Annotated in this window: 24 protein-coding genes; 14 read left to right on the top strand and 10 right to left on the bottom strand. The window is 62.3% G+C overall.

The annotated features are described in order from the left end of the window. Positions 1-387: 387 nt before the first annotated feature. Complete coding sequence (locus VJ464_19080) at positions 388-1,566, bottom strand: peptidylprolyl isomerase (GenBank protein HKQ07237.1); 1,179 nt, start codon at positions 1,564-1,566, stop codon at positions 388-390. 30 nt (positions 1,567-1,596) lie between these two features. Next, positions 1,597-1,791, bottom strand: a complete 195-nt coding sequence (locus VJ464_19075) for a hypothetical protein (protein ID HKQ07236.1) — start codon at positions 1,789-1,791, stop codon at positions 1,597-1,599. Between the two features lie 117 nt (positions 1,792-1,908). On the opposite strand from VJ464_19075, the gene VJ464_19070 reads away from it, so the two are divergent. From VJ464_19070 to eutB, 3 genes are all read left to right on the top strand, one after another. Then, the gene (locus VJ464_19070) at positions 1,909-2,376 is read left to right on the top strand and encodes a DUF488 domain-containing protein (GenBank protein ID HKQ07235.1); all 468 of its coding nucleotides are present in this window, start codon (positions 1,909-1,911) and stop codon (positions 2,374-2,376) included. 58 nt (positions 2,377-2,434) lie between these two features. Then, positions 2,435-3,958 (top strand): amino acid permease, encoded by a 1,524-nt coding sequence (locus VJ464_19065; protein HKQ07234.1) that lies wholly within the window; start codon positions 2,435-2,437, stop codon positions 3,956-3,958. 87 nt (positions 3,959-4,045) lie between these two features. Then, the gene (eutB, locus tag VJ464_19060) at positions 4,046-6,148 is read left to right on the top strand and encodes an ethanolamine ammonia-lyase subunit EutB (protein HKQ07233.1); all 2,103 of its coding nucleotides are present in this window, start codon (positions 4,046-4,048) and stop codon (positions 6,146-6,148) included. A 62-nt stretch (positions 6,149-6,210) separates the two neighbouring features. Here the strand turns inward: eutB and VJ464_19055 are convergent, their stop codons facing one another. Beyond that, positions 6,211-7,236, bottom strand: a complete 1,026-nt coding sequence (locus VJ464_19055; GenBank protein HKQ07232.1) for a DUF5666 domain-containing protein — start codon at positions 7,234-7,236, stop codon at positions 6,211-6,213. 237 nt (positions 7,237-7,473) lie between these two features. Here VJ464_19055 and VJ464_19050 point away from each other — a divergent pair, with 237 nt between their 5' ends. After that, the gene (locus VJ464_19050; protein ID HKQ07231.1) at positions 7,474-7,872 is read left to right on the top strand and encodes a zinc ribbon domain-containing protein; all 399 of its coding nucleotides are present in this window, start codon (positions 7,474-7,476) and stop codon (positions 7,870-7,872) included. A gap of 50 nt (positions 7,873-7,922) precedes the next feature. Here VJ464_19050 and VJ464_19045 read toward each other — a convergent pair whose 3' ends face one another. From VJ464_19045 to VJ464_19025, 5 genes are all read right to left on the bottom strand, one after another. Beyond that, positions 7,923-8,324 carry a hypothetical protein gene (locus VJ464_19045; GenBank protein ID HKQ07230.1) on the bottom strand — a complete coding sequence of 134 codons (402 nt, stop codon included), beginning with the start codon at positions 8,322-8,324 and terminating at the stop codon, positions 7,923-7,925. Positions 8,325-8,373: 49 nt separating this feature from the next. Then, positions 8,374-9,828, bottom strand: coding sequence for a M20/M25/M40 family metallo-hydrolase (locus VJ464_19040; protein ID HKQ07229.1), 1,455 nt, complete (start codon positions 9,826-9,828; stop codon positions 8,374-8,376). A gap of 136 nt (positions 9,829-9,964) precedes the next feature. After that, a complete protein-coding gene (locus tag VJ464_19035) occupies positions 9,965-11,443 on the bottom strand; it encodes a Do family serine endopeptidase (protein HKQ07228.1) in 1,479 nt (492 codons plus the stop codon). A 185-nt stretch (positions 11,444-11,628) separates the two neighbouring features. Next, positions 11,629-12,174, bottom strand: a complete 546-nt coding sequence (locus VJ464_19030) for a BON domain-containing protein (GenBank protein HKQ07227.1) — start codon at positions 12,172-12,174, stop codon at positions 11,629-11,631. A gap of 37 nt (positions 12,175-12,211) precedes the next feature. After that, positions 12,212-12,835, bottom strand: coding sequence for a MarR family transcriptional regulator (locus tag VJ464_19025; GenBank protein HKQ07226.1), 624 nt, complete (start codon positions 12,833-12,835; stop codon positions 12,212-12,214). A 282-nt stretch (positions 12,836-13,117) separates the two neighbouring features. Between VJ464_19025 and VJ464_19020 the strand changes: the two genes are divergently transcribed. Then, positions 13,118-13,873, top strand: coding sequence for a DUF2461 family protein (locus VJ464_19020; protein HKQ07225.1), 756 nt, complete (start codon positions 13,118-13,120; stop codon positions 13,871-13,873). Positions 13,874-13,899: 26 nt separating this feature from the next. Here VJ464_19020 and VJ464_19015 read toward each other — a convergent pair whose 3' ends face one another. Beyond that, positions 13,900-14,781: a YihY/virulence factor BrkB family protein gene (locus VJ464_19015; GenBank protein HKQ07224.1), complete on the bottom strand. Its 882-nt coding sequence runs from the start codon at positions 14,779-14,781 to the stop codon at positions 13,900-13,902. A gap of 289 nt (positions 14,782-15,070) precedes the next feature. Between VJ464_19015 and VJ464_19010 the strand changes: the two genes are divergently transcribed. The 6 genes from VJ464_19010 to VJ464_18985 all read left to right on the top strand — a co-directional run bounded on the left by VJ464_19010 (position 15,071) and on the right by VJ464_18985 (position 19,912). Further along, entirely contained in the window at positions 15,071-15,442 is a 372-nt protein-coding gene (locus tag VJ464_19010; protein ID HKQ07223.1) for a hypothetical protein, read from the top strand. 201 nt (positions 15,443-15,643) lie between these two features. Continuing rightward, complete coding sequence (locus tag VJ464_19005; protein HKQ07222.1) at positions 15,644-16,327, top strand: succinate dehydrogenase cytochrome b subunit; 684 nt, start codon at positions 15,644-15,646, stop codon at positions 16,325-16,327. Between the two features lie 6 nt (positions 16,328-16,333). Further along, on the top strand, positions 16,334-18,286 hold the full coding sequence (locus tag VJ464_19000; protein HKQ07221.1) for a fumarate reductase/succinate dehydrogenase flavoprotein subunit: 1,953 nt from the start codon (positions 16,334-16,336) through the stop codon (positions 18,284-18,286). 77 nt (positions 18,287-18,363) lie between these two features. Next, positions 18,364-19,113 carry a succinate dehydrogenase/fumarate reductase iron-sulfur subunit gene (locus tag VJ464_18995; GenBank protein HKQ07220.1) on the top strand — a complete coding sequence of 250 codons (750 nt, stop codon included), beginning with the start codon at positions 18,364-18,366 and terminating at the stop codon, positions 19,111-19,113. Between the two features lie 35 nt (positions 19,114-19,148). Then, the gene (locus VJ464_18990) at positions 19,149-19,400 is read left to right on the top strand and encodes a hypothetical protein (GenBank protein HKQ07219.1); all 252 of its coding nucleotides are present in this window, start codon (positions 19,149-19,151) and stop codon (positions 19,398-19,400) included. A gap of 143 nt (positions 19,401-19,543) precedes the next feature. Continuing rightward, the gene (locus VJ464_18985; protein ID HKQ07218.1) at positions 19,544-19,912 is read left to right on the top strand and encodes a hypothetical protein; all 369 of its coding nucleotides are present in this window, start codon (positions 19,544-19,546) and stop codon (positions 19,910-19,912) included. A gap of 194 nt (positions 19,913-20,106) precedes the next feature. Here the strand turns inward: VJ464_18985 and VJ464_18980 are convergent, their stop codons facing one another. Next, positions 20,107-21,033 carry a threonine/serine dehydratase gene (locus VJ464_18980; protein ID HKQ07217.1) on the bottom strand — a complete coding sequence of 309 codons (927 nt, stop codon included), beginning with the start codon at positions 21,031-21,033 and terminating at the stop codon, positions 20,107-20,109. Between the two features lie 92 nt (positions 21,034-21,125). On the opposite strand from VJ464_18980, the gene VJ464_18975 reads away from it, so the two are divergent. The 3 genes from VJ464_18975 to VJ464_18965 all read left to right on the top strand — a co-directional run. After that, positions 21,126-21,782, top strand: a complete 657-nt coding sequence (locus tag VJ464_18975) for a Uma2 family endonuclease (protein HKQ07216.1) — start codon at positions 21,126-21,128, stop codon at positions 21,780-21,782. Positions 21,783-21,815: 33 nt separating this feature from the next. Next, positions 21,816-24,272: a primosomal protein N' gene (gene priA / locus VJ464_18970; protein ID HKQ07215.1), complete on the top strand. Its 2,457-nt coding sequence runs from the start codon at positions 21,816-21,818 to the stop codon at positions 24,270-24,272. 30 nt (positions 24,273-24,302) lie between these two features. Next, a partial coding sequence (locus VJ464_18965; GenBank protein ID HKQ07214.1) for a TIGR00266 family protein occupies positions 24,303-25,166 on the top strand: 864 nt, incomplete at its 3' end.

Below are 25,166 nucleotides of genomic sequence, written 5' to 3'. Positions count from 1 at the left end.
GGTAATCGGATGGAGGTCTCCTCGTCGCTTTTAGCGCTTTAATAATAATCCTAGCCTTCTATGTACGTGAGAGCAACCGCCGGGCGGGGATGGGACGTGGCGCGCAGTAAAGCCAAAGGCGAGGGGCGCGCCCCTCGCCTTTGGTCGCCGGTTAAACGGTGGTTCCTAACGCCGAGGCGCAGTTTGCATGGCCGCAATTGCAAGCCAGCTCTACAGTGCTGCCAGCGGTTTCGCAATATGGGCTGCAATAGTCGCTGTCGCCTGTGGGGGTACAGCTACAGCCGATGTGATCACATGTGTTCCGTTCGTCTGCCATCACACGCTCCTTCGCTGAAGATCAAGCGCCACCTTGACTCTGAAATTTGCAAGTTTGAAACCACAAGGCGCTTATGGCTTGATGCTGGCTTCGATTAACTCGACGCGCAGGGTCGGCAATTCGCCCTGGCGCGGCACCGCTTCGATGCGCTCCAACGTATCGAAGCCGTCCACGACTTTGCCAAAAACGCTGTACTTGTTGTCGAGGTGCGGAGCCGGCCCAAGCACGATGAAAAACGAGGTCGTCGCCGAGTTCGGGTCTTCGCCGCGCGCCATCGAGAGCGTGCCGCGAATATGTTTGACCGCCGAGATTTCGGCTTTGAGCGGATGCACCCACTTGTCTGCATAATGCCCGGCGCCGCCGGCGCGCGTCGGCCCGGCGCCGCCCTGCACGACGAAGCCCGGCACAACGCGATGGAACGCCGTGTGGTCGTACCAGCCCGACGAGACGAGCTTCAAAAAATTCCTGACATGCTCGGGCGCAAGATCGGGCTCCATCTCCACGGTGATGTCACCGAAGCTGGTGTGTAGCCGCACATCTTTGCGCATCTGGTCAACGGTCGCATCTTTGAACGGCTCGACGCGCTTCGGCTCGATCTTGACGCTGACGATCTTGATGGGCGTGACGGCGCGTTGCGCCGCGTCAACCGGGACGAGCGAAATTTTATCAACCACCTCGATGCCATCGGTGACCTCGCCAAACGCCGAGAACTGGCCATCGAGCTGTGACTGCGGGCCGGCGCAAATGAAGAACTGCGCGCCGTCGCTGTTGGCCTTGCCCGGTATGCGCGCCGCCGACACCGTGCCGCGTACGTGCTTGACGTCGCTGATCTCGTCGGGCAACAGGTTGAGCGCGCCCGTGCCCCACTGCTCGCGCGGCTTGGCCGGGTCTTTGAGGTTCGGGTCGCCGCCTTGAATCAGGCCGCGCGAGAACATGCGAAAGAAGGCCGAGCCATCGTAAAAACCTTCGCGCGCCCACTTGATGAACTGCTGTGCGTGGCGCGGCGCTTTGTCGGGCAAGAACTGGAAACGGATCACGCCCATCTCTGTGGTGATGACGGCTTCGAGCTGGGCGGCTTCGGCGGGCGTCACCAGAGCGTCTGACCGGGCGCGCTTCTTCTCTTGAGGCCGCGGGCGCGGCGCGAGGATGGTCACCAGTGCGGCGACAACGAAAAAGATCATGATGAGCTGACGGCAGGCGCGCCGCTGCCGCGCCTGCCGTATCGAAGTGATTCTGGTTTGCGAGCGCATGAGATCAATCTCCCGATGATTGTCGCAGGATCAAGCTCGGGCAAACTCCGGCGCGCCATAACGGAAGCGGGCAATCTCGACGCCCGCGCCGTCCGTCACCGACGCGATGCCGTGACGCCTGGAGAGCGATTCGGCCTCGTCCATCGCCAGCGGCTCGTTGTCGGTTTCGATGCGCATGACTTCGTGGCCGATGATGGGATTGCGGATGATGATTGTATAAGTCATCCTCGATTCGCCTCGCTGCTTGATCCGCCGTCGTCTCAATCATTCCACAGCGAACCGCCTGATGAAAAGCGGGCGTGGCTGTTCGCGAGCCGTGCCCGTCTGTAAAATGAAGTCGGTATGTCAACCACAGCGGTCACGATTTATAGCATCGGCCACGGTCGCCACCCGCTCGATTATTTCCTCGGACTGCTCAAGCGGCATGGCATCGACTTCGTCTGCGACGTGCGCAGCTCGGCACGCTCGCGCTGGCCGCAGTACAATGGCGCGGCGCTGCGCGATGGCTTGCGCGCAAGCGGCATCGGCTACGAGCACCTGCCGGAATGCGGCGGCAAGGTGGTCGCGCCGCCTGAGGAGCTGGCACGCGGACTGGAGCGCGTTATGGAGCTGGCGGCAGAGATGCGCGTCGCCATCATGTGCTCGGAGTCGCGCCCGCTGACACAGCACACCCGCGAGCCGCGCGCCAACTGCCACCGCGTCGGGTTGCTGGCGGTGCCGCTGCGGGCGCGTGGCGCTCGCCTGCTGCACATCCTTCCTGATGGTGAGCTGCTGGAATGCGACGAGTCACAGATCCCATCGATCTGGTAAGCGACAAGCTCTGCCTTTTGTCCTATACTAGCCTCGATCCGCTTGAGGTCGGGCGCTTATGACCACACCGACAACGCACCACAAACCGGACGCCGCCGAGGACGCGCGCGAGCTGCGCCGCCTCGGCTACGCCCAGGAACTGTTTCGCACCATGGGCGGCTTCTCGAATTTTGCGCTGTCGTTTTCGATCATCTCGATATTGACCGGCGCGGTGACGCTCTACGGTCACGGCCTGACGATGGGCGGGCCGGCAGAGATGGCCTGGGGCTGGCCGCTGGTGACCGTCTTCACGCTGGCCGTGGCCCTGAGCATGGCCGAGCTGGCTTCGGCGCTGCCGACTTCGGGGGCGATGTATCACTGGTCGTCGCGGCTGGGCGGCAAAGGCTGGGGCTGGTTCACGGCGTGGTTCAACATCGTCGGCAACCTGACCTTGCTGGCCGGGGTTGATTATGGCTGCGCGCTGTTCGTCACGCCGCTCATGGGGCTAGAGGCTTCGACAAAAAATCTCCTGCTCGTCTACGCTGCCATTCTGTTGTCGCACGCGCTGGTCAATCATTACGGCATACGGCTGGTGGCGCGGCTCAACGACCTGAGCGTCGCGGTTCACATCCTCGGCATCATCGTCATCGTCGGCGCGCTCTTGGTGTTTGCGCCAAAGCAGCCCGCCAGTTTCTTCTTCGAGCGCGTCACCCACAACCCGTCGGGCTGGCCTTACTGGGGCGCGTTCATCATCGGCCTGCTGCAAGCGCAGTGGACGTTCACCGGCTACGACGCTTCGGCGGCCGTGTCTGAAGAGACGGTTGATCCGCGCCGCCGCGCCCCGTGGGGCATGGTCATGGCGGTCGTCGTGTCGAGCGTCGTCGGCTACCTGCTGCTCATCGCCTTGACGCTATCGATCAAAGACATCACGGCGGTATTGAACGCGACCGACGCCAGCGGCAACTCGATGCCGGCGGTGCTGGTGATCTTGCAGGCGGCGCTCGGCGAGCGCGCTGGCAACATCTTTTCGGCGCTCGTCAGCGTGGCGATGTGGTTCTGCGGCTTATCGGCGGTGACCTGGTGCTCGCGCGTCGTCTATGCCTTTGCGCGCGACGATGGGATGCCCTTGTCGCGCCTGTGGCGGCGCGTCAGCCGCAAACAGCAAACGCCGGCAGCGGCCATCTGGCTGTCGGTCGTCGTCGCGTGGCTGGCGGCGGTTTCCAGCGGCGCTTATCAAACGGTCACGGCCATCAGCGTCATCGGCCTTTACCTGTCGTATGTGATTCCGGTCTACCTGTCGTGGCGCAATCGTTTGAAGACCGGGCGAACGATTCGCGGCCCCTGGCATCTTGGCCGATTCAGCGCCGCGATCAATCTGGTGGCGCTCGTCTGGGTGGCGTTCATTAGCGTCGTTCTCTGCCTCCCCGATGACATGCGCGCCGGCAAAGCGGTGGCGGCGCTTGCGGCCTTGCTCGGCGTTTTCTATCTCGCCCGCGAGCGGCGGCGTTTTCCCGGCCCGGCCTTTCAAAGCGATGAAGCCGATGACCCGCAACCGCTTGCCGAAGCCGTCGAGCCGCTGACCGAAGAAGCGCCCGGCGATTAAAGCAGTGGTCGATTGCGGTTGCCATGTAGCGCAAGCTGTTAGCTTGCGCGAGCCGATGCGCAAGCTAACAGCTTGCGCTACATCCATATGAACCCGCAGCACCTCAAGCAAATCTTCGCCTGCGCCAACGAGTTCAAAGAAGGCGACCTGCTGGTTGGCGGCACACGCGACGACCACGAGCGCCAGGAGGCGCGGCAGGCCGTCGCCGCCTTACGCCTCGGCGACATCAGTCGCGCCACGCTCGTCGAAGATCAAGTGAGCGACGCGCTCGCCCGCTCGCTCGATTCCGCGCTTGCCGCGGAAGTAAGCCATCTTACTATTGCCGAGCTGCGGCGCATTCTGCTCAGCCCACAAGGCGCGGCGTGGGCGCGGCGTCACCGCGACGGCCTGTCGAGCGAGAGCATCGCCGCGGCCGTCAAAGTGATGACCGACGACGAGCTAGCGACGGTTGCCGGCGCGCTCTTCAACCCGCTCGCGGGCGGCCCGGTGGCGCTCGGCTCGCCGTCGCATTTCGGCTCGCGCATCCAGCCCAACAGTCCCGGCGACGATGAAGAAGAGATTCTTTTTTCGATCTTCGAGGGACTGAGCTACGGCTGCGGCGACGTTATCCTCGGCATCAACCCGGCGAGCGATGATGTCGAGACCATCATTCGCCTCGAAGAGTTGCTGGGCCGCGTCGTCGAGCGGCTCAAGCTGCCGACGCGCTACTGTGTGCTATCAGACATCGTCAAGCAGACGACGGCGCGGGCGCGCACGACCGTGGATGTCGGGTTTCAGAGCCTCGCCGGGACATCGAAAGCGCTTGCCGGCATGGTCGGGCTGGACGTGGATGGTTTGCTCGATCTCGCGAAGGGATTCGGCGGCCTCTACTTTGAAACCGGCCAGGGATCAGCCGTCACCAACAACGCCGCCGAAGGCGTTGATATGGTTACACTCGAAGCGCGCAACTATGGGCTGGCGCGCTTGTTGCAACGAGCGACCGGCGCGTGGATGATCGTTAATGACGTTGCAGGCTTCATCGGCCCCGAAGTCTTTCGCGATGCCGCACAGTTGCGGCGCGCCTGTCTCGAAGACACCGTGATGGCGAAGCTGCACGGCCTGACGATGGGCCTGGATGTCTGCTCGACCTTTCACATGGGCATTGAGCCCGAACGCTTGCAATCGCTCACCGAACAGATTGTCGTCGAAGCCGCGCCGGCTTATCTGATGGCGGTTGCCGGCAACGCCGACCCGATGCTCGGTTATCTGACGACCTCATTCCGCGAGCATCCGCGCCTGCGCCGCCGCGCGCAAAAGCGGGTCGCCTCGTCTATGCAGAAGCGATTGATGGCGATGGGCGTGATGAACGAAGCGGGTGAGTTGGCGGCAGAGCGTCCTGACGCGGCCTCGCTGTACGCGAGCTACATGAAAGCCGGCGGCGAGTCGCGCAGCTTCGACAGCCTGCGCGCCGAAGGGGCGCGCAAGCTCGCGGCATTGACCGAGCGCGGCTTCGATCTCGGCTACGGCTGTGGCGCGGACGACGCCGCGCCGCCCGAAGTCGAGCGGCGCATGCAAAGTCTCTACGGCCACGCGCGGCGAGCGCTGTACGCGCGCCTGGATGATGCGGTGATTCGTGACGCCGCGCCGCGCGCCTTGCGCGTGCGGACGCTGGCGAACAGTCGCGAAGATTACCTGATGCACCCGCCTTCGGGCGAAAGCTTGTGCGAGACGGACGCGCGCCGCCTGGCGGCGCTCTATGGCAGCAAGCGACCGCGCATACAGTTCGTCATCTCTGATGGCTTGAATGCGAATGCGGTCAACGAGAACTTGCGCGCCGTGTTGCCGCCTTTGCGGCGGATGCTCGGCGCGGCAAACCACCCGCCCGGCGACGTGGATGTGGTGATTGACAATGGGCGTGTGCGCGCAGGCTATCACGTCGGCGCGTTGCTCGATGTCGAAGTAGTCGTTCACCTGATCGGCGAGCGGCCCGGCACAGGGCTCAATACGCTGTCGGCTTATCTGACTTATGGTCGCAATGCAACGGGCGCATCGCGTTGGAGCCCGTCACTCGACCACTCGGCAACGACGGCGATCTGTGGCATTCATCACAAAGGCAAGCCGCCGCTCACTGCCGCCGCCGAAATCGTTCGTCTGATTGAGCGAATGCTTGTGGAGCGGCGCTCTGGGGTCGAGATGGCAAGACTCCTGTAAAGTGCAAAAGGTGCGAGGCTCGGCAACCTCGCACCTTCGGGGACTGTGGCCGGGTTAGAGATTTACTGCGAATCGCGCACTTGAATCTTGGTGGCGACGATTGTGCCGTCGCTCATCATCATGCCTTTGACCTTGACGCGCACGCCGACGGCAAACGCGCCGTGCTCGCGGGTGAGCCGGGTCGAGGAGACGACGTGAACCGTGCGCCCGCTGATCGTCCAGTCGCCGGTTAAATCCGCCGTGTTCGGCAAGCTCTCAATCGTGCCCTTGAAGTTGGCCGGCTGGCCTTCGTCGTTATTGCCGCCGCCGCCGTTGCTCGGATTGACTTCGACGCGCGTGGCAGTGATCGAGCCATCGGCTTGCTGCGTGCCCTGGATTTCAACCGATGCGCCAACCGCGACCGCGCCGTGCTCGGCGTTGATGACGGTCGCTGATGTGACGTGAACGGTGCGCCCCGCAACGCGCCAGTCGCCAATGAAGCCCTGCGTGTTAGGCAAGCTCTCGATGGTGCCCTTCAATTCGTCGCGGCCATCGCCGCCGGCGGGGTTCGATTTGACTTCGATCTTCGTGGCGTCCATCGAGCCGTCGGCGCGTAACGTGCCTTCGATTTCAACAAAGGCACCGACCGCGACCGGCCCATCATTGGTCTCGATGCGGGTTGAAGAGGTGACGTGAACCGTGCGCCCGCCGACGCGCCAGTCACCGACGAAGCCAGCCGGGAAGCTCTCAATCGTCCCTTTGAATTGTGTCCCGTTGTGATTATCGTCGCCGCCACTGCCGCCGCCCGCGGCCGCCTCGCGTAGTTCGATCTCGGTTGCGTCAACCGAATTGTCCGGGCGGCTCTGACCCTCAACTTTGACCACGGCGCCAACGCTGATCCGGCCATCTTCCTGGTTGATGCGCGTGGCGCTTGTGACATGAACCGTGCGCCCCGCAACGCGCCAGTCGCCGACGAAACCATTGCTCGGCATGCTCTCGACGGTGCCGGTGAATTTGTTTTCCTTCTCGTGGCCCGCATAGGCTGTCACCAACAGACTCGACATAAGCGCGAGCATGGACAGGGCGCTGAGAACTTTGCTCTTCATCATAACCTCCTGGTGATTCTTCTTGGTCTACACCTTAAGGGAGCCACCGGCAGTCGAAAAAATACCTGCGCTCGCCATAAAAGAATGATTGCCGAGCGTTGTGCGCAAGCCGAGCGCCAGAGGCCGGCGCACGGGTCGAGTCGCGCATCAGGCGATGGCTTGCTTGACAAAAACGACGCGCCGACAAAAAATCGCCGCAGCCGATTTATGGGTGATAAGTGAAACGAGGAGACTGCATTCATGAACTGTCCGCAATGTGGAACAGACAATCGCGGTGATTCGAACTTTTGCCGGTTCTGTGGATATAACCTGGAAGAGAGTGGAGCGGCGCCGGATTCCGGCTATCTGCCTTCGGTGCCGCCGCCGGAAGCCGGCGGCTACAAGGAGCCATTCGCGCAGCCGCAGAATTATCAAACGCCGCCCGCGCCGCCCGTCTATGCCCCGCAGCCGCAACCGGCGGTCTGGGGGCAGCTCACCTGCCCGCGTTGCGGCAGCACCAACGTCAGCAAAGGCGGCACGCCGGTCTGGGCCATCATCGTCGCCGTCGTGCTGGCGACCTTTACATGCTTTCTGTCGCTCTTTTTGCTGCTCGTCAAAGAGCCGCATCGCTGTTTGAATTGCGGCAACGCCTTCAAGTAAAAAGGTAAAAGGTAAAAGGCAAAAGTTTGGGGAAGGCGTCACTCGCCCCGTCACTTTTTACTTTTTACTTTTGCCTTTTGACTTGCCAGCGGCGGCGTCATCTCGTCGCTGACGTTATAGTGAAAGACGTCGCCGTCGAGTCTCAGGAAAATAAAGATCACATCCTGCGCCGGGTCGTAGTCGTTGATGACTTCGGCGACCTCTGGGTTCGGCCAGCCGCCGCGCCGCGCCAGCCGGTCGCTGCCTTCGGCGACATAAACGGTCGGCACATTGATGGCTCCTTGCTCGACCGTCGCGTGACGCAAATCTACAACAATCGCGCCGCGTCCTTCGGCGCGGTACTTCTCCCAGGCGAATGCCGCAAGCGCGGGCCATTGATCGCGAATGAAGGTTTCGTGCTGGTCGGGCGTGTCGAGCGCCAGGATTTGCTGCGCTGGTGACAGGTGTGTCATGCAGGTTATCGCAAATTAAGTTAACGCCGATTCGCGCCGTCGCGCCGGCTTAACGCGGCAGCGCGTCGGGCAGACTGGCGATGGCGTAAGCCAACGTCGCCACCACGGCGGCGTTTTCGGCCAGCTCGCGCGGGTTGATCTTGTCGAACGTGTCGGCAGCCGTGTGGTGATAGTCGAAGTAGTGGCGCACGTCTTGAACCGGCGCAAAGGTCGGCACCCCAGCCGCGTCGAGCGGCGATACGTCCGCGCCTTCCGCATCTTTTGTCTGCCGCAACACGCCCGCGCCCTGACTCAATAAAATCTGCGCCAGCGGACGCAGCATCTCAATCGCCGCGTCGCCGGCATGGCCAGAGATGCCCGTAGGATGGCCCGGCCCCGAATCGCTCTCGATGGCCGCGACGTGATTGGTTAACTGCGCCGCAAAATCTTTGGCGTAGCCGACTCCGCCTCGCAAGCCGTTTTCTTCGTTCATCCAGGCGATGACGCGAAGCGTGCGCTTCGGCTTGAGCTTGAGCTGCTTGAAGAGATTGGCCACCTGCATGGCGACGGCGACGCCCGACGCGTCGTCAATCGCCCCTGTGCCCAGGTCCCACGAATCGAGGTGGCCGGAAACGATGACCACCTGTTCGGGATGCTCGCTGCCTTTGAGGTCGGCAACAACGTTGTAGCTTTCAACGTCTGCCAGAGTCTGCGGCGTCAGCGTCAGATGCATGCGCAGCCGGCCTTGCGCCGCCAGATAGGCCATCAGGTCTGCGTCTTCCGCCGTCACCGCGCCAGCAGGGATGCGCGGCGCGTCTTCGGCATAGCGCAACGCGCCGGTGTGCGGCAGACGATAATCGGCGCTGCCCACCGAGCGCACCAGCGACGCCACCGCGCCCAGCCGTGCCGCTTCGCTGGCGCCGTCGCCGCGGTAGACGACCGCCTGGCCGTAGGCGTCAAAGGCAAAGCCCTGCGCCGCCATCTGCTTGTCGTAAGCCGTGTTGAACAGCACGATCTTGCCGGCAACGCGCTCGCGCCCCAGACTGCGCAGCGCCTCGAAATTATTGACGACGACGACCTCAGCCGTGACGCCTTCGGCGGCTGTGGCGGTGCTGCCGCCGAGCGCCGTCAGGACGATCTTTTGTGTCGTGTTCGGGGCCTGGCCTTTGAACTCGACCAGCTCGCCGATTTCGACGCCGCGCACCCAGTGTGGCACCATCACGCGCTGAAGCTGAACTTGCAAACCCAGCCGGCGAAGCTCAGACGCAACATACTCGACCGCCTGTGCCGCCTGCGGCGAGCCGCTCAGTCGCGGGCCGATGTTGTTGCACAGGTGAGCGACTTGCGTGTAAGCGTAATCACTCGCCAGCGCCGCCTGCTGCAATTGCCGCAGCTCTGTGACCAGCGCCGCCGGATAGGCAGGCGCGGGACGATTGGCCGGGCGCTGCGCCAACGCAGTCACGATCAGAGTGAATAAGAGAATGCTTGCGAGCAGGAAGCGGGCGATAGCGTGGGCTCTTTTCATGGCGTTTGATTATACGCGAGCCGCAAGGCTTCTGACAGGCGGACAAAAAAAGGGCGGCCCTCGGCGAGCCGCCCTTCGTCAAACTTAGAAGTTTTCTTTCCGCCTCACTCAGCCAGCGAGGCGAATCACCGAAGGCTTACTCCAGCGTCACGGTCAGGAAGGTCAAGCCCTGCCCGGGGCGCTCGACTTGCAGCACGACTTCTTTCGTGCCGCCGAGCGCCGCGACTGCCTTCAGGAAATCCGCGCGGCTGCTCACCGGCATCTGGTTGATGCGGTGAATGACGTCGCCGCGCTGCAAGCCGGCGTCATCGGCGGGACTGTCGGGCTGCACCGCGCCGACAACGACCCCCGAAGCGATGCGCAGCTTCAAGCGGCGGGCAAGCTCAGGCGTCAGGTTGGTGATCGAAACGCCCAGCTTGCCAGGGTTCTCGCCTTCTTCATCGTTGCCATTATTCGCCGGCTGCGCTTCGTCGTCCGGGCCGGGCCGCTCGCCGAGCGTGACTTTCGTAGATTCCAGACGACCCTCGCGCATGTACTTCACGTCCACCGCCTTGCCGACGGGCAGGTCGGCGACGGTTTCAGTCAACTGCTTCGGCGAAGTGACCTTCTTGCCATCCAGTTCGACGATGATGTCGCCGCTGCGCAAGCCTGCGCGCGCCGCCGGGCTGTCGTCCTTTGACACGTCACGCACCAGCACGCCGGTTTCGCCATTGTAACGGGCGATGCGCGCGATGCTCGGCGTCATCTCTTGCGGATAGAGGCCGAGGTAGGCACGCGTCACCTTGCCGCTCTTGAGCAGTTGCGCGTAGACCTTATTGACCAGGTTGGCGGGGATCGAAAAGCCGACGCCTTCGTTGCCGCCCGAACGCGAGAAGATCATCGTGTTGATGCCGACGACTTCGCCCGACATATTGACGAGCGGGCCGCCCGAATTGCCGGGATTGATCGACGCGTCGGTCTGGATGAAGTTCGTAAAAGTGCCGCCCTGTGCGCCGAGGTCGCGGCCCAGCGCCGACACGATGCCGGCGGTCATCGTCTGCTGCAAGCCGAACGGGCTGCCGATGGCCAGCACCCACTCGCCCTGCTCCAGCTTGTCAGAATCGCCGAGCTTCGCATAAGGCAGGTTGGTCGCGTCGATCTTAATCAGCGCGATGTCCGTCTCTTTATCCGCGCCGATGCGCTTGGCTTTGAACTCGCGCCCATCCGACAGCTTCACCTTGATCTGCTCGGCATCGCCGGCAACGTGGTTGTTGGTCAGAATGTAGCCGTCCGGGCTGATGATGACGCCCGAGCCTGTGCCGCGCGCTTTGTGCGGCTGGCCGTCGCCGAATTGCGGCATGCCGGGAATCTGCGGAAAGCCTTCCGGCAACTGCATGCTCTGGCGCTGCGCCTTTTCGACGACGTCAATGTTGACGACGGCAGGCTTGACCTGCTTGGCCACACCGACAAAGGTACGCGACAACTCCGCGGGCGACGGCAGCGCCTGTTGCTGCTGCGCCGCGGCGCGCTTCTCGATTTCAACTCCCAATCCCGATGCGATGACCAGCGCCACCGCTAGCGTCAGCGCAGCCACGCCGCGCCGCGTTTGCTTGAGCTTGTTTAGATTCACACCCATTTGGTTCAACCTCCAAAACCATTCTTAAACTTTTATTGAATCATCAGAAACGTTAACAACAGGCTGAGAGCCGAAGACCGTCTGACCTTCCCGGTTGCCTGTCACCAGCATCCCCCAAGGGGCTACAATTAAGCTAACGCTGTTGCGCCGGGCGGGTTCACTTATCTCGCCCGGCGCATTGCAGGTTAGCGCTCGTTTTCGACGCGCAGGTTGTTGGTGACTTCAAAAACACCCGGCACCTGGCGGGCGGCCATGTAGGCGAGCTGACTGTCCATGCGGTTCGAGACCACGCCTTCGAGCGTCACCCGGCCACGGTTCACAATAATGTGAATCGAAGGGTTTGCGCCCATGAAGTAGCGGTAGAGACCGCCCTGGCGCGCAATCGCCCGGTAGGTGCGAACGCGGATCGTGTTGTCAAACCCCGAAACCGGCAACACCTGAATGTTGTTGATGACGCGCTCGACGCCTTCGATGCGCTTGACGCGGTTTTCAGCGTCCTTGCGCGTCACGGCGTCAACCACCTGGCCATAGAGCGTCACCGTGCCGCCTTCAACTTTGTATGCAAGGTTATCGAACATGCCGTAGTACGGCAATGTAACAAGCTCCTTGCGCACCTTGTTGGCCGTGCGCGCGTCGTCCTGCGGCGAGCTGGCCGGCGCGGCGACCGCGACGGATGCGCCGATTGCGAGGGTCGCTATCAGCGCAAGCACTTTACCTTTAAACGTACTCATCTCTCTTACCTCCTGAAAATCTCTACTATTGTTTTTGTTAGTCCCACTCCATTCTGACTTTGCGACTACTGTTCCCCGGCTTCCACTGAGTGATTTCATTGGATGCTGCGGCGACGGATGGCGCTGTCTGCGCCGCGCTGCCAACCTTTTCGGCTTTCTTCTCACGCCTGGCAATTACGGTTAGCTTGCGCGCCTCGGATGTCGGCCCGAGCAAATCGGCCTCGTACAGCTCCAGCGCCCCGACCATCTTCGACAACGCCAGGACGATCTGCGCGCGCGCCAGGTCGTCGAGAAATGCGAGCGCGCCGCTGATGATGGTATGACGCCGCTCGCGGAAACTTTCAACCGCATGCCGGCCCCGCTCCGTAAGCGCGATCATCACCGAGCGCCGGTCGCCGTCGGCGGCCTGCCGCTCGATTAATTGCTTGCGCAGCAAACGGTCGGTCAACTGCGTGACTGCCGGCGCAGAGATGCGTAAAGTCGTGGCCAGATCGCCCGTCGAGCGCGGTCCACCCATCAGCAGCCTTAACGCCTGCGCTTGTGGCAGGGTCATGGACATCTCGACCGCCTGGCGCTGATGATGATCTAGCATCAGCCGAAACATCGTCTCGGCAAAGCGATCAAGCACTTTCTCCATCTCCGGGTCGGGTTTGCGCGTCATATTGTTTCGCTAGAACTAATATTTAATCTACATTAACATTGTAAAAGAACTGTGCGGCGCTGTCAAGCCTGAAGCAGGGAGCCGGCGGAACCGGCGTTTAACGCTTAATTCTATAAGCAAAGGTGGTTAGAGACTTAGGCGTGTTTAACCTCGCGACCGGCTGGACGCTCAGGCACAGAGGCCGCCGAGCCCCTGGTTGACAGTGCCAGCACCGAGCGATTAAGCTCACGGCAGCAGAAAGATTTTCCATCGGGTTGGCTTTGATCATCGAAAGGGCGGCAGATGAGTCACGTCCGTTTCTCAGGATTTTCGGCTGGACTGTTTCAGTTCTTCTCCGCGCTTGCCGAAAACAACAGCCGCGAATGGTTCGACGCCCACCGCTACGAGTATCAGAGCGAAGTCCTGACGCCGGTTAAATCTTTCGTTGCCGACCTTGGCCCGATCATTCATATGCTCAACGAAGCGTTCGACACCGAGCCGCGCGTCGGGCGGACAATCAGCCGCATCAACAACGACTTGCGCTTTCATCGCAACCGCCCGCCGTATCGTCCCTGGATGTATGTCGGCTTTCCGCGCCGCGGCGAGAACTGGAAGACCGGCTCGCTGCTCTTCGTCGGACTGGAAGCGCATGGCGTCTCGGTCGGCTTTTACCCCGGCAGCCAACCGCGGCGCACGGGCCGTGTGCAGGAAGGGATTCGCAAAAACCTGCGCCTGTTCGAGCGGTATCTCGAAGAGCGGCAGATCGCCGAAACCTATTGGGAGCTGGCCGACAGCGAACAGGGACCGGCGCAGAAGTGGCCGCTGCCAAAGACAGCACGGCGCTGGGTAAAGCTCGACAGCTTCGTCGTCGGCGAGCACTTTTCGGCCAACGACCCGATCCTGTCGCGACGCCGCTTCTTAGATCGCGCGCAAAAGATTCTCCTCGACCTTTATCCGCTCTGGCTGTTTGCGACCAGCGACAATGTCAAAGACGAATATGAGCTGTACAACGAAAACATCCACTCACTCAAACGCCCGCTGAGCCGCGCCGCCGGCTAATCCTTGAAGCGAACACTTGAACACCATCAGGCCGCCTTGAGCTCCGGCTCCGACTCTTTGCGCTCCTGCGGTTTTTGGGTGGCGTGCTCGATCTCGGAATTGATCTCGCCGCCGATCAGCAGCACCAGCCCCAGCAAGTAGAGCCAGAGCAACAAGGTGATGACGGCGCCGAGCGAGCCATAAGTGGCGCTGTTGCTTGGCGCGATACGCATGTAGAGCGAAAAGCCGAGCGAGCCGAGAATGATCCCTGCGGCGGCAAAGACCGCGCCGGGCGTGATCCAGCGCCACTGCTGTTTCAGGTTCGGCCCGAAGTAATAAATCAGCTCGATGCCGATGAAGACACAGGCCAGGCCGAGCGCGTAACCGACAACGCTCGACGCGATGGTGAAGAACCCGCCAAGGCCGAGGATTTCCGTCAGCCGTTGGCTGAATTTGTCGGCGAACATAACCAGCACCGCGCCGCCCGTGATCAGCAACGCCAGCCCTGCGGTCAGGCCGAGGGCGGTGAGCCGCACCTTCCAGAATGGCCGCCCCTCTTCGACATCGTAGGCGACGTTGAGCGTTCCCATAATAGCCGTAATCCCGCTCGATGCCGCCCACAGCGTGCCAAGCACGCCGAGACTTAACAACCCGCCGCTGCGATGTTCGACGACATCTTGCACGAATTGATACACCAGTGTCATGGCCTGGCCGGGAACGACACGGGCCAGCATTTTAACGATGCTCTCCTGCGCGTCGGGCAGAAAGCCGAGCAAGCTGAAGAGGAAAATCAGCATCGGAAAGAGCGCCAGCAGGAAGTAATACCCGAGCTGCGCCGCGCCGCCCCAGACGTTGTCTTCATTCGACTCGCGCCAGGTTCGCCGCCCCAGCTCTTTAAGTGTCAATCCGCCGAACATTTGCATGCTCATAACCTATCCCCTTGTTCGATAGTCATTCAAGTATCGCGCGTCTGGAGTTTAATGGGCAAAACCGATGCCAAAAGGGGTGACAAGTGACAAGAAGTGATGAGTGAGGGGTGGAAAGTGATGAGTCAGGAGAGCGCGGCCAGCACGCTTTCTTCTTACTCATCCCTCATCCCTCATCCCTCATTACTTCCTTCTTGTCACTTATCACTCTTTGTTGACATTCGCGGCGCGCGGGATTTCAATAGAGGCTTAACGCGCATCCCCGATTCAGCCGGACGAGTCTAATTTGAACATGGAAAAAGACGAAACCATCGCGGCCAACGAGAAGCGCCGCCAGCAGGTCTACGCCGACGATGATGACATCCTCGTGCGCGTCCTCGACATCCCCGAAGCCGATTACGAATGCGTGATGGTCAACAGCTCATGGCTTGAGCGCGGCTTGCTCGAAGGCGACATCATTCTGTTCGCGTCGCGCGACGACCCGGAAGAAGGCGACATCGTTCTGATCGAAGAAGACCACTACACGCGGCTCGGCGTCGCTTCGGTGCCGGGATACCTGGAGACCAGTCAGGGCCGCCGCCCGCTGGAATGGTCCGAGCGCATCGTCGGCGTCGGCATCGCGCTAGCGCGTAAGCTCAGACGCCCGCCGACCGTTAGCGGTTGATCGCAGCGGCGCGCTCACTGGCCGGCAGCCGTCCATTGTCAGTCAGCCGTCGTTATTAGCCTCTGCGCTCGTCTGAATTAGGTTTTTGAATTTTACATCAAGGGCGCGGGTTGCTATTTTTCAATATCACCTGAGCCGTCTGACTCCTGGGCGCGGGGACATCAATACATCACGCCCGCCGGCTAACGAGAAGGCTTTTCGATGAACATCCTGGTACGCGCTTACAGCTCTTCACTCGGCAAAAAGTACGTTATGGCCATCACCGGCCTGGCGCTTTTTGTTTTCGTCATCGGCCACATGGCCGGCAACCTGCAAATCTACATGGGCCGCGAAGCCATTAACGGCTACGCCGCGTTCCTGAAATCCAAGCCCGGTCTTCTGTGGACGGCGCGCGTCAGTCTGCTAGCCATCGTCATCATGCACATCACCGCGGCGCTGCAACTGGTATCGGCTAACAGCGATGCCCGGCCAACGAAATATGCGACGGGCAAGCCGGTCGCCGCCAGCTATGCGTCGCGGACGATCTTCGTCAGCGGCCTGGTCATATTCGCCTTCATCATCTATCACCTGATGCACTTCACGCTCGGCGTCACCAACCCTGAATTCATGAGCCTGCAAGACCCGGCTGATCCGCTGCACCACGATGTCTACGGCATGATGGTGCGCGGCTTCTCGAACCCCTGGGTGTCGGGCTTTTACATACTGGCGATGGCGCTGCTCTGCCTGCACCTGAGCCACGGCGTGTCGAGCTCGCTGCAATCGCTCGGCATCCGCAACCGCAGCAACGTCGCGGCCATCCACCGCACGGCGCGGCTGGCGGCGCTCGTCATCTTCCTTGGCAACATCTCGATTCCCATCTCGGTGATGGCGAAATGGGTCAGGTGAACGGTTATGCTGACTACCACATCACTCGAATACCGCGTCGCCGTCGAAGCGCTCAACGGCCAGCCGCCGAAAGGGGCGCTCGCCGACAAGTGGACGCGCTACAAAGATCACATCAAGCTGGTCAACCCGGCCAACAAGCGCAAGTTCGACATCATCGTCGTCGGCTCCGGGCTGGCGGGCGGGTCGGCGGCGGCGACGCTCTCGGAGCTCGGCTATAACGTCAAGTGCTTCTGCTACCAGGACAGCCCGCGCCGCGCCCACTCGATTGCGGCGCAGGGCGGCATCAACGCCGCGAAGAATTATCGCAACGACGGCGACTCGGTCTACCGCCTGTTCTATGACACGATCAAAGGCGGCGACTATCGCTCGCGCGAAGCCAACGTCTACCGGCTGGCGGAAGTCTCTGTCAACATCATCGATCAGTGTGTCGCGCAGGGCGTGCCGTTTGCCCGCGAGTACAGCGGCTATCTGGCGAATCGCTCGTTCGGCGGCGCGCAGGTGTCGCGCACCTTCTACGCGCGTGGCCAGACCGGCCAGCAGTTGTTGCTCGGTGCGTATCAAGCGCTGTCGAAACAGATCGGCCTCGGCGGCGTGAAGATGTTCCCGCGCACAGAGATGCTTGAGCTGGTCGTCGTCGACGGTCACGCCAAAGGCATCGTCGTGCGCGACCTGGTGACCGGGCAGATCAGCTCGCATGCCGCCGATGCGGTGGTGCTGGCGACGGGCGGTTACGGCAACGTCTTCTTTCTTTCGACCAACGCCAAGGGCTGCAACGTCACGGCGACGTATCGCGCCTACAAGCGCGGCGCTTTCTTTGCGAACCCGTGCTACACGCAGATTCACCCGACTTGCATTCCGCAGAGCGGCGACTATCAATCGAAGCTGACGTTGATGAGCGAAAGCCTGCGCAACGACGGGCGCGTCTGGGTGCCGCGCCGCGCGGGCGACGCCCGCCCGCCCAACGAGATTGCCGAAGAAGACCGCGATTACTATCTTGAGCGCAAGTATCCGAGCTATGGCAATCTTGCGCCGCGCGACATCTCTTCGCGCGCCGCCAAGCAGGTCTGCGACGAAGGGCGCGGCGTCGGCCCTGGCGGGCGCGGCGTCTATCTAGATTTCCGCGACGCCATCAATCGGCTCGGCGAGCGCGTCATCCGCGAACGCTACGGCAACCTGTTCGAGATGTACGAGCGCATCACCGGCGAGAACGCTTACCGCGTGCCGATGCGCATCTACCCGGCGGTGCATTACACGATGGGCGGCCTGTGGGTGGATTACAACCTGATGAGCAACATCCCCGGCCTGTTCGTCATCGGCGAGGCGAACTTCTCTGACCACGGCGCCAACCGCCTGGGGGCGAGCGCCTTGATGCAAGGGCTGGCCGATGGCTATTTCGTCTTGCCCTACACCATCGGCAATTACTTTGCCGGCGAAAAGCCCGCGAAGCCGAACACCGGCAGCCCCGAGTTTCTCGCCGCCGAAGACGAAGTCGCGGCGCGCACGCGGCGCTTGCTGGCGATTCAGGGCCGGCGCACGGTGACAGACTTCCACCGCCAGTTCGGCAAGATCATGTGGGACAAGTGCGGCATGGCGCGCAACGCCGCCGGACTCGAAGAAGCGCTCGAAGAGATTCCGGCCTTGCGCGAAGAGTTCTGGCAGAACGTCGCCGTGCTGGGCGACGGGAACGATCTGAACCAGTCGCTCGAATACGCCGGGCGGGTGGCTGACTTCTTAGAGTTCGGCGAGCTGCTGGTGCTCGACGCGCTGCACCGCAATGAAAGCTGCGGCGGCCACTTCCGCGAAGAGTTTCAGACCGAAGACGGCGAGGCGCTGCGCGACGACGCGAACTATTCTTACGTCGCCGCCTGGGAGTATCAGGGCTTGCACGAGCGCCCTGTGCTGCACAAAGAGCCGCTCGAATACGAAGAGGTTCACTTCACGCAGCGGAGTTATAAGTAAACGGTGACGAGTGACGAGTGACAAGAGGGTTCTGCTTTTCTCTCGTCACTCGTCACTCGTCACCATCCGAGGAAAAGATGAATCTAACGTTGCGAGTTTGGCGGCAGAGGAACGCCGCCGACCCCGGCCAGTTCGTCGAATATCAGGCGAATCAAATCTCCGAGCATATGTCTTTTCTGGAGATGCTCGATGTCGTCAACGAAGGCTTGATTAAAGCCGGGCAGGAGCCGATTGCTTTTGACCACGACTGCCGCGAAGGCATCTGCGGCACGTGCGGCATGGTCATCAACGGCGTGGCGCACGGGCCGTTGATGGCGACGACCACCTGCCAACTCCACATGCGCCATTTCAAAGACGGCGACACCATCACCCTTGAGCCGTGGCGGGCGCAGTCGTTCCCGGTCATCAAGGACCTGGTCGTAGACCGCTCGGCCTTTGACCGCATCATTCAAGCCGGTGGTTATATCTCGGTGGCGACCGGCGGCACCCCTGACGGTAACAGCGTTCCGATTGCGAAACCGGATGCCGACCGCGCGATGGATGCGGCGGCCTGCATCGGTTGCGGCGCCTGCGTCGCCGCCTGCAAGAACGCTTCGGCCATGCTGTTTGTCGCCGCCAAGGCCGCGCACCTGAATACATTGCCGCAGGGAAAAGTTGAGAAAGACCGCCGCGTCGTCAACATGGTGAAGGCGATGGATGCCGAAGGCTTCGGCAACTGCACGGTCATCGGCTCTTGCGAGGCGGTCTGTCCGAAAGAGATTTCGCTCGACTTCATCTCGCAGTTGAACCGCGAATACCTGCGCGCCTTCCTGCGCGCCAAAGAGTGATTCACCACCGGCGCGCAAACGGGAAAGGGGCCGACATGAGTAAACGAACCGATGACCGCGACGCCAGGAAATCTTTAGACGAAGCGACCGACAACCCCTGGGAAGCGAACAAAGACGGCATGGATCAACAGGCCGCCGAGTTGCAGACCGATGAGCAAGGCGAGCGCGAGAACCCGCGACGCTTCGCGCCCGACCCGGCTTTAGATAAGCAGCAAGGCGACCGTGTGCCGTCTGACGCCGACGACGTTTCTTCCACTGAAGACAAAGACAAAGTCAAAGAGCCGTAAAGCGATTGCCGCCCGGTTGTCGGCGCTAAGAATTATTTCCGGCGCGGGCAACGCCGCGCCCGAGCTTGCGCATCCGCCTGATGGCTGAGTATGCTGCTTGCTCAGCACTCACGAACCGCTCATTCAATCTCCGGAGGACAATAATGAAAAAGAAACTGACGAGTTTCTTGCTCTTGCTGTCGTTCCTCGCCCTGCTGCTTCCCGCGGCCGCCTCGGCGCAGGAACGCATAGGTCAGTTCATCAGGCGCGACAAGAATGGCTATAAAGTCGGCGACAGCCGGATCACCTTCTTTGATGGTCCGGGCATCGTCAACTATGAGTACCGTCATCGTTGGATGCCCGGCCCGCTGGGCGCAGCGACGGTCATCGGCACCGGCGCGGGAGCCGGCGCGGTGGTCGGCGGTGTGACCAAAGGCAAGAAGGGCGCGGCAATCGGCGCGGCGGTCGGCGGCGGCGCGGCAACCGCTCTCTGGCTCTACAAGAACCGGCGCGAGAAACGGCGCATCTTTTAATCCGCGCGCCAGCCATCATCGCTTTGCCGCTTCGGGCAAAGCCGGTTGCGCTTGAATCCCGCACGCATCAAAGGTGTGGATGAATTGCCGGCGCTGACCTGTAGCAATCGGGTCAGCGCCGGCTTTTTGTTTGCCGCCGGGTGTGGCGCAAGCTAACAGCTTGCGCCACATGGCAAACCCAATCGAAAACGGCTCTAGGGCTCGGCCAGAATCTGGCGATAGACTTCCGCGTCAACGTTGCCGCCGCTGATGACGCAGTAGACGCGAAGGTCGCGGAACCTTTCGGGCTCGGTCATCAACGCGCCGATGGCGAGCGCGCCCGTCGGCTCGGCTTTGAGGTTTGCCAGTCCGAACAGCAGCCGCACGCCGGCGCGGATATTCGCTTCCGGCACTTCGACAATGTGCGCCAACCCGCTTTCTAGAATCGCCCAGTTGTGCTGGCCGACGCTGACCGTGCGCGCGCCATCGGCAATTGTCTGCGGCTCTCGCTCGTTAGCGACGATGTGACCGGCGCGCAGCGAGCGCGCGGCGTCGTTAGCCACGAGCGGCTCGGCACCGACCACCCGCACAGGGCTTGCGGCCTCGCGCAAGCCTTTGATGAGCCCCGAAGTCAGCCCGCCGCCGCCGACCGGGGCGATGACGTAATCGAACTGACCCGCGAGCCCCGCCAGCTCCGCGCCCAGGCTGGCGTTGCCTTCGATGACCAGCGGGTCGTCATAGGCGCTGGCGACATAGGCGTCAGGGTTCGCGGCTGCGAGATCAGCGACGCGCGCTGCGCGGCTAATCTCGCGAACGTCTATCAGGTCAACCGTGCCGCCGAATTCGCGCACCGCATCAATCTTCACCCGCGCAGAGGTCGCCGGCATAACAATCGTGCATGATTTGCCGAGCAAGCGACAGGCGTAGGCCATCGCCTGCCCGTAGTTGCCCGACGAGGCGGTGATGATCTGCTGCTGGCTGACTTTTGCCGCAAGGTTATACGCGGCGCGGAGCTTGAAGCTGCCGGTGAATTGAAAAGTCTCGGTGGCAATCGTCAGCTCGACGCCCAGGTGCCGGGCGAGGCGCGGCGCTTCGATGATCGTCGTTGGCCGAATGACTTCTTTGAGTGGCTTTGGGTTCATTCGCTTGAACTATGTCAAAAGCGGCGGCGGGTGACAAGTGCGGCGCGCTTTAGTATGATGTTCACACCTCCTAAGCTGTGCAGAGTAGTTCTATGACGACGCATGCCACAAGCTATCTCGTTGATGCCATCGCGCACATGCCGGCGGGCGGCAGGCTGACCCTCTACGACGTTTCCTGGGAAGAGTACGAACAGCTTCTTGATGAATTAGGCGATTGTGCGCTCCGCATCAGCTACTTTCGCGGGAGGCTGGAGATAATGAGTCCAACATTGCGCCACGAGCGGCCTAAAGATTTGCTCTTACAACTGGTCACCCTACTTGCAATCGAGACGGATCTGACGCTGGAGACCGCCGGTTCGACGACTTTCAAAGATGAGCAGCTACAGATGGGCGCGGAGCCGGACACCTGTTTCTACGTCAAGAACGCCGAGCAGATCATCGGCAAAGAAGAGATCAACCTGATGACCGACCCGCCGCCCGATGTCGTCGTCGAGATTGACATCTGGAGCGAATCGGTCGGCAAGATGGAATTCTACGCCGCCATCGGCGTGCCCGAATTCTGGCGCTATCGCAAGAGCCGCCTTTACATCTATCACCTGTCCGATGAAGGCTACGTCGAAGCGCCCGCGAGCCGCGCCTTCCCGCTGCTCACCGCTGAAGTCCTGACGCGCTTCCTTGAGCAGAACAAGCGCGATGGACAGAGCGCCACCCTGCGCGCCTTTCGTGAATGGCTGCGCGCTGCCCGCTGACGCCCGCCGACTTTTCGTGTACAATCCCCCGCGATGTTCGCAGAGGTAGCGGTTCCCGTCCACATCCGTCAGACCTTCACCTATCGGTTGCCGGGCGACATGGCGCGGCGCGCGCACGCCGGCAGCCGCGTCGTCGTGCCGTTCGGCAAAAAGCTGCTGACCGGCTTCATCGTCGCCCTGCACCACGAGCTTGCCGGCGAGGTCACCGAAGGCGACGTCAAAGAAGTCGAAGAGCTGGTTGACGAGTCGCCCATCATCACCCGCGACATCCTGCACCTGACCAAGTGGATGAGTGATTATTACCACGCGCCGTGGGGCGAGTGCCTGCGCACCGCCTTGCCCGCGGGCGCGACGGTCGCCACCGAGCAAGTCCTGACGATCACCGAGGCGGGTCGCGCCGCGCTGGCACAGGTGTCGGCGGGCTTTAGCTGGTCGTCGTCGAAGCTGCAAGCCCTTGAGCTGGTCGCCGCCAGCGGTCACCTCGGCACCCGCGAGCTTGAGCGCCACCTGTCGAAATCGCACGCTTCGGCGCTGGTGCGTCAGCTTGAGCGCGCCGGCTTCGTGCGCGTCGCCGAGCGCGTCGGCGAGAGCCGTTTGAAGCCCAAGTTACAAAACGCCGTGCGGCTCAGCGAGCGCGCCTTCGATGGCGGCACCGGCGACTCGCCGCTCACGCCATCGCAACAGCGCGTCGTCGAAACCCTCGAAGAAGCCGGCGAGCCGTTCACCTTCAGCGACCTGCTGGAAACCGCCGACGTCTCGGCCTCGGTCGTGCGGACGCTTGAGAAGCGCGGCCTCGTCGAAGTCTTCGCCCGCGAGGTGCGCCGCGACCCGCTGGCGCACGTCGAGCAGCAAGAGCTGGAACTGGTGACGCTCAACGACGACCAGCAGCGCGCCCTCGACCGCATCATCGCGCGCCTGGACGAGCGCCACTACGCGACCTTTCTGCTGCACGGCGTCACCGGCAGCGGCAAGACGGAAATCTACATCCGCGCCATGCGCGAGGCGACGCGGCGCGGACAGTCGGCGCTGATGCTGGTGCCGGAGATTGCGCTGACGCCGGTCTTCTCGCGCCGCTTGCGCGCCATCTTCGGCGACGCCGTTGCCATCCTGCATTCGAGCTTGTCTGAAGGCGAGCGCACGGACGAGTGGCGGCGCATCAAAGACGGCGAGGCGCGCGTCTGCATCGGCACGCGCTCGGCGGTCTTCGCGCCGCTCGACAATCTCGGCATCATCGTCGTTGACGAAGAGCACGAGACCTCGTACAAGCAGGACGAAACGCCGCGCTACCACGGGCGCGACACCGCCATCATGCGCGCCCTGCGGGCGAACGCCGTGGTCGTGCTCGGCTCGGCAACGCCCTCGCTCGAATCTGTGCATAACGCGACGACAGGGAAGTACGAATACATACGGCTCGACACGCGCTATGGCAACCGGGCGCTCGCGGCGGTCGAGACCGTTGATATGCGCGAAGTCTTCAAGCGCCACGGCAAGCAGGTGACCTTCTCAGACGAGCTGAAGACGGCGATGGCTGAAAGCTTCGAGCGCGGCGAGCAGGTGATGATCCTCTTGAACCGCCGCGGCTTCTCGTCGTTTGCGATGTGCCGCTCGTGCGGCGACGCGATTCACTGCCCGAATTGCGATGTGACGCTCACCTATCACCGCTACAATCAAAGCCTGCAATGCCATTACTGCAACTACATACGGCCCGCGCCGCGTGTCTGCCCGGCGTGTGATGGGCAATACATTCAATATGTCGGCGAAGGCACCGAGCAGCTCGAAGCCAAGCTGCGCGAGCTGTTCCCTGACAAGTCCATCGCTCGCATTGACCGCGACACGACCCGCCGGCGCGGCAGCCTCGAACACCTGCTGATGGAGTTTGCCGCGGGGACGATTGATCTGGTCGTCGGCACACAGATGATCGCCAAAGGCCATGACTTTCCGAACGTCACGCTGGTCGGCGTCATCTCTGTAGACGCGGGGCTCTGCTTGCCCGACTTTCGCGCCGCCGAGCGCACGTTTCAGCTCTTAACCCAGGTGGCGGGTCGCGCAGGGCGTGGCGACCGACCGGGCCGCGTGGTGATTCAGACCTATCACCCGGAGCATTATTCGCTGGTCTGTGCGAAGGCGCAGGATTACGATCAGTTCTATCGGCGCGAGATCGAGTTTCGCCGCTCGATGCATTATCCGCCGTTCAACGCGCTGATCAACATCTGCATCCACGACAAAGAATTCGACCGCGCCAACAATACGGCGACTGACCTGGCGAAAGCGCTGCGCGGCGAGACGCGCGATTCACTGCTGCGCGTTCTGGGGCCGGCGCCGGCGCCGATCTCGCGCATCAAGGGTGAGCATCGCTTTCAGATATTGATCAAGGCGCGCAGCCGCGCCCGCGCCCGCGAAACCCTGGATGCAGCGATGACAAAGCTGCTTGCGCGCGGCATCAATCCGCGTTCAATATCTATCGAAGTCGATCCGGTCAGTCTCATGTAAAACGGCCATTCGACCAAAAGGAGAGTGCTTATGAAATGTCAACGATGTGGCGCGGAGGTCCCGCCGGATACGAAGTTCTGTACCTCTTGCGGCAACCCCGTGGGAGCCCCCGACGCCCAGGCGAATTATGGGGCGCCGCCGCCCGGTTATCAACAGCCGCCACCCGGATATCCGCAAGGCCCACCGCCCGGTTATCAACAAGGCCCGCCGCCCGGTTATCCGCAAGGGCCGCCAAATTATCCCCCGCCGCCGCCGGGCTACCCGCAAGGGCCGCCGCCCGGATATCAACAAGGGCCGCCGCCCGGCTATCAGCAGGGACCGCCGCCCGGTTATGGACAGCCGCCGCCGAATTACCCGCCGGGCCAGGGCATTCATATTGATGCCGATGGGCGCGGCGCGGGGCGCGGCTACAATTATGAAATCCTGCACCAGCCGGCTTTCTCGCTGGCCGTCGTGCAACTGCAACCCGAGCAATCCATCCAGGCCGAAGCCGGGGCAATGGTCTCGATGTCGGCCAACGTCGAGCTGCAATCGCAGATGAAAGGCGGCTTGATGGGCGCGCTCAAGCGCGCCGTCGGCGGCGAATCGGCGTTCGTCTCGACCTTCACGGCGCGCGGCGGCCCCGGCGAAGTCACGCTCGCGCCCGGCAGCCCCGGCGACATCGCGGGCATTGAGATGAGTAACCAGCTCTTCTACGTTCAATCCAGCTCGTACCTCGCGGGCGACGCCGGGCTGGTCGTTGACACGAAGTGGGGCGGCGCGAAGTCCTTCTTCGGCGGCGAGGGGCTCTTCGTTTTGCAGGTGAGCGGCTCGGGGCTTCTGCTCGTCTCGTCCTTCGGCGCGATTCACCGCAAGCGGCTCGCCGCGGGCGAGCGCTACGTCGTTGATACGGGC

It is taken from the genome of Blastocatellia bacterium (assembly GCA_035275065.1).
Lineage (GTDB): Bacteria > Acidobacteriota > Blastocatellia > UBA7656 > UBA7656 > DATENM01.
Note: the sequence above shows the minus strand (reverse complement) of the source record. Positions and strands in the feature narration are given on the sequence as shown.